We start from the raw sequence: 3,940 nt of genomic DNA on the forward strand, positions 1-3,940 counted from the left end.
TTCCGGCCCAGCATCCTGATCGACGCTCCTTCTGACGCTGCGCAGCCCGAGTTGTCCTGGTGCGGCGGAGTTCTGCACGCCCCGGATGCTGCGCTGGCGCCGATGATCCCGACCATCCGATGTGTGATGCCCACCCACGATCAACCCGGCCTGCCGCGTGATCCGCAAATCACCAGAACCGTTGCCGCCCATGCCCGCCGGTGTCTCGGGGTCTACGGCACCATCGCCGGCGCCGGACGCATCGCCGAGGGTGACGTACTGCGGTTGGACCCGCCGAACCGGTCCGCGGTTGCGACGACGGCGGGAACAGCTGCCGGGACACTGAAGAAGGCGGTCTTGAAGGCGGTTGCGGCGGCGATGCCGCGTGGGCGCTGAGACGCCCCCTACAGATACTTCTGCACCGCCGCGACCAACTCCCGCCACCGCGCGATCATCGCGGGGTCGGTCGCCGCGAACTCCTCAAGCCGCGCCGCATCAGGTCCCGGGGGCATCGGGGCCACTGGCAGATATCCGTCGATGGGGATCAGGTGCCGGGCATCGCTGACCACATCTCCGGCGAGCAGCAGTGCACCGCCCAGGGAGTGGGCGAAGCCGGCGTCGGGCAGTACGCCGGCCAGGGCCAGCCCGCCGGCGATGGCAACGCTGCTCTGCACCGCGACGGCCGAAACGCATGGCAGCGCGCAACTCTCAGCGATCCGCAGCGCCCGGCGCACCCCGCCCAGGGCGCCAACGGTGAGCACGGCGATATCTGCCGCCTCGGTCAGGGCCGGGCCGAGTGGATCCAACGACTCCCGGATCGACTGATCCACAGCGACGGGCACGTGCACCCGGCGCCGCAGCAGAGCGACGTCTTCCACAGCGGCACAGGGTTGTTCGACGAACTCCAGTCCCCCGGCAGCGCGGTCCAGAGCAGGCACGGCGGACGCGGCGGTCTCGAGATCCCAGGCCCCGTTCACGTCACACCGGATGGCACCGGACGCGCCCAGCGCGTCGCGCACCGCCTCGACACGGGCGATGTCGTCGGCCAGTGAACTCTCCCCCACCTGCACGGCGGCGGTGCGGCATCCGGCCCCCACAACAATCTCGACGGCTCGCTCCGGAGACACCGACGGAACGATCACCGCCACCGGCACCCGGCCGCGCAGCGGATCAGGCCAGCCGACGATGCCCGCCTCGATGGCGGCGGTCAACCAGCGCGCGGCCTGCTCACCGGCGACGCCGGCCGGCGGGCTGAACTCGCCCCACCCCTGCGGACCCTCGATGAGCATGCCCTCGCACACCGTCACTCCGCCGATGGCATCGATGAGCGGGATCGCGAAGACCGGTGCGTCGTCGAAGTCGATCCACGTTTTCACGGCAGCGTCTTCATCGCGGCGACCAGTAGTCAAGCATCTCGGCGAAGGTGTCGAAGGCCGGCGCCGAGTAGCCGTAGGTGGCCTCGAAGTGGATGCTGAGCGGAAAGCCGAGATCGACGACGCCGTCGACCACCCGCTTGTAGAGGTCGAGGATCATCGTTCGCTTCACCGAGGGCTCTGAAGCGGCCAGTTCCCTGACGAAATCCTGCTCGGCGGCAACAGCGGCGTTACCGGGATCCTGGATGAGCCAATTGATCAGGCCCACACGGGTTTCCACCTTCGGCACGAAACCGAACGACAACAGGATCTCGGGCCGGTGCTCGCTGCCGGCGGCGAATGAGGTCAGGAACCCCACGATGGTGTCCGAATACAGCAGCTGCGTCATACCGTAGGTCGCTCCGCGGTCACACTTGAATCCGAAGCGCCCGGACTCCTCGGCCCGCGTCGGGATCAGGATTGCGCCTCGGTTGGGCACCAGGTCGGCGTACATCGCCAGGGCATCGGTGGGCGCCACGCCCGAACCTTCGCCGTCGGCCATGGTGCGCGGCACTCCGACGAAGGCGATGCCATCCATGCCGGAATCGACCAGACCGGTCAGCCGCCGACGTAGCGTCGCTTCGTCGGAGAATGCGGTCACCTGGGTGCACAGCCCCCGGATCCCGGGAAGCTCCGGGGAGATCAGCTGCCAGTAGTCCAGAACGTCGAGTTTCGGCTTCATCTCGACCGGACGGCCGCCGTCCTCGTCGATCATCCCGGGGATCATGATGTGACCGATACCGACGCCGGCCTCGGCGGACAGCCGCGAGACTTTGCGGGCCTCCTCAAGCTGTTCGGTGAGGCTGCGGTCGGCATTGGGCGGCACCAATTCCAGCGCGACCGTCGAGAGAGACACGCTGGCCAACCTTACCGGAAGACATTCTTGACTCATTCCAGAAAAGGGTTCAAGATCAAATCGTGCCTGACATCGCAGCTACATTGCGAGGCGCGCATCTGCGGGTCACCAAGCCGCGGGTTGCGGTGCTCGACGTGGTCGGCTGCCATCCGCACGCCGACACTGACACCATCTTCGCCGCGGTCCGCGACCAACTTCCCGACGTCTCCCGGCAGGCCGTCTACGACGTTCTGGCCGCGCTGACAACCGCACGACTCGTGCGGCGTATTCAGCCCTCCGGATCGGTGGCCCGCTACGAGACCCGGGTCGGTGACAACCATCACCACATCGTCTGCCGTGGCTGCTCAGTGATCACCGACGTTGACTGTGCGGTTGAATACACCCCGTGCCTGGCGGCTTCCGACGACAATGGGTTCGTACTCGACGAAGCCGAGGTCATCTACTGGGGCCACTGCCCCGACTGCGTTCAGGAATTGAATTCATCTATCAATAATTCATCCACCAATGAGGGAGAACCAAGTGTCTGACAGTAAGTGCCCGGTAAACCGGCAGATGACCAATCAAGACTGGTGGCCCAACCAGCTTGACGTGTCGGTGCTCCACGGCGGTTCGAACAAAGCCAACCCGCTGGGCGAGGACGTCGACTACGCGACGGAGTTCAAGAAACTTGATGTCAAGGCCCTCAAGCGCGACCTGACCGCGCTGATGACCCAGTCGCAGGACTGGTGGCCCGCCGACTACGGCCACTACGGCGGTTTGTTCATCCGATTGAGCTGGCATGCCGCCGGCACCTACCGGATCGCTGACGGCCGCGGTGGCGCCGGTGAGGGCTCGCAGCGCTTCGCTCCGCTGGACTCCTGGCCGGACAACGCCAACCTCGACAAGGCCCGCAGGCTGCTGTGGCCGCTCAAGCAGAAGTACGGCCAGAAGATCTCCTGGGCCGACCTGCTCGTGCTGGCAGGCAACGTCGCGCTGGAATCCATGGGATTCAAGACGTTCGGCTTCGCATTCGGCCGCCCCGACATCTGGGAGCCCGAGGAGGTGTACTGGGGTCCGGAGGAGGAATGGCTCGGCGATCAGCGCTACAGCGGCAAGCGTGACCTGGCCAATCCGCTCGGTGCGGTGCAGATGGGACTGATCTACGTCAACCCGGAGGGCCCCAACGGCAAGCCCGATCCGCTTGCCGCCGCGCACGACATCCGCGAGACCTTCGCCCGGATGGCGATGAACGACGAGGAGACCGCGGCGCTGATCGTCGGCGGCCACAGCTTCGGCAAGACTCACGGCGCCGGCAATGCCGACCTGGTGGGTCCGGATCCCGAGGCCGCCCCGATCGAGCAGCAGCTGATCGGCTGGAAGAGCAGCTTCGGCAGCGGCGTCGGCAAGGACGCCATCACCTCCGGCTTGGAGGTGGTGTGGAAGCCCAACCCGACCAAGTGGGACAACGGTTACCTCGAGACGCTCTACGGCTACGAATGGGATCTCACCAAGAGCCCGGCCGGGGCGTGGCAGTACGAGGCCACCAAGGCCGATCCGATCATCCCCGATCCGTTCGGCGGCAAGAAGCGCAAACCCACCATGCTGGTGACCGATGTGTCGATGAGGGTCGACCCGGCCTACGGCAAGATCACCCGGCGCTGGCTGGATCACCCGGAGGAGCTGGCCGACGCCTTCGCCAGGGCGTGGTTCAAGC

5 protein-coding genes are annotated in these 3,940 nt (G+C 66.5%); 3 read left to right on the plus strand and 2 right to left on the minus strand.

Features of this window, described 5'->3' with window-relative positions; all coding sequences use genetic code 11:
- Positions 1-375: MOSC domain-containing protein (locus ACR2JI_RS08845; RefSeq protein ID WP_526389707.1), on the plus strand; the 375-nt coding region annotated here is incomplete at its 5' end.
- Between the two features lie 8 nt (positions 376-383).
- On the opposite strand, the gene ACR2JI_RS08850 is transcribed toward ACR2JI_RS08845, so the two are convergent.
- Together ACR2JI_RS08850 and ACR2JI_RS08855 are read right to left on the minus strand one after the other, a co-directional pair.
- Positions 384-1,355 (minus strand): o-succinylbenzoate synthase, encoded by a 972-nt coding sequence (locus ACR2JI_RS08850; RefSeq protein WP_526389708.1) that lies wholly within the window; start codon positions 1,353-1,355, stop codon positions 384-386.
- A gap of 10 nt (positions 1,356-1,365) precedes the next feature.
- On the minus strand, positions 1,366-2,247 hold the full coding sequence (locus ACR2JI_RS08855; protein WP_526389709.1) for a mycobacterial-type methylenetetrahydrofolate reductase: 882 nt from the start codon (positions 2,245-2,247) through the stop codon (positions 1,366-1,368).
- Between the two features lie 62 nt (positions 2,248-2,309).
- Between ACR2JI_RS08855 and ACR2JI_RS08860 the strand changes: the two genes are divergently transcribed.
- The gene (locus tag ACR2JI_RS08860) at positions 2,310-2,774 is read left to right on the plus strand and encodes a Fur family transcriptional regulator (protein WP_526389710.1); all 465 of its coding nucleotides are present in this window, start codon (positions 2,310-2,312) and stop codon (positions 2,772-2,774) included.
- A partial coding sequence (locus ACR2JI_RS08865) for a peroxidase family protein (RefSeq protein WP_526389711.1) occupies positions 2,752-3,940 on the plus strand: 1,189 nt, incomplete at its 3' end. The genes ACR2JI_RS08860 and ACR2JI_RS08865, both read left to right, overlap by 23 nt.

The sequence above is a fragment of the Mycobacterium sp. genome (genome assembly GCF_051006775.1).
Taxonomy (GTDB): Bacteria; Actinomycetota; Actinomycetes; order Mycobacteriales; family Mycobacteriaceae; genus Mycobacterium.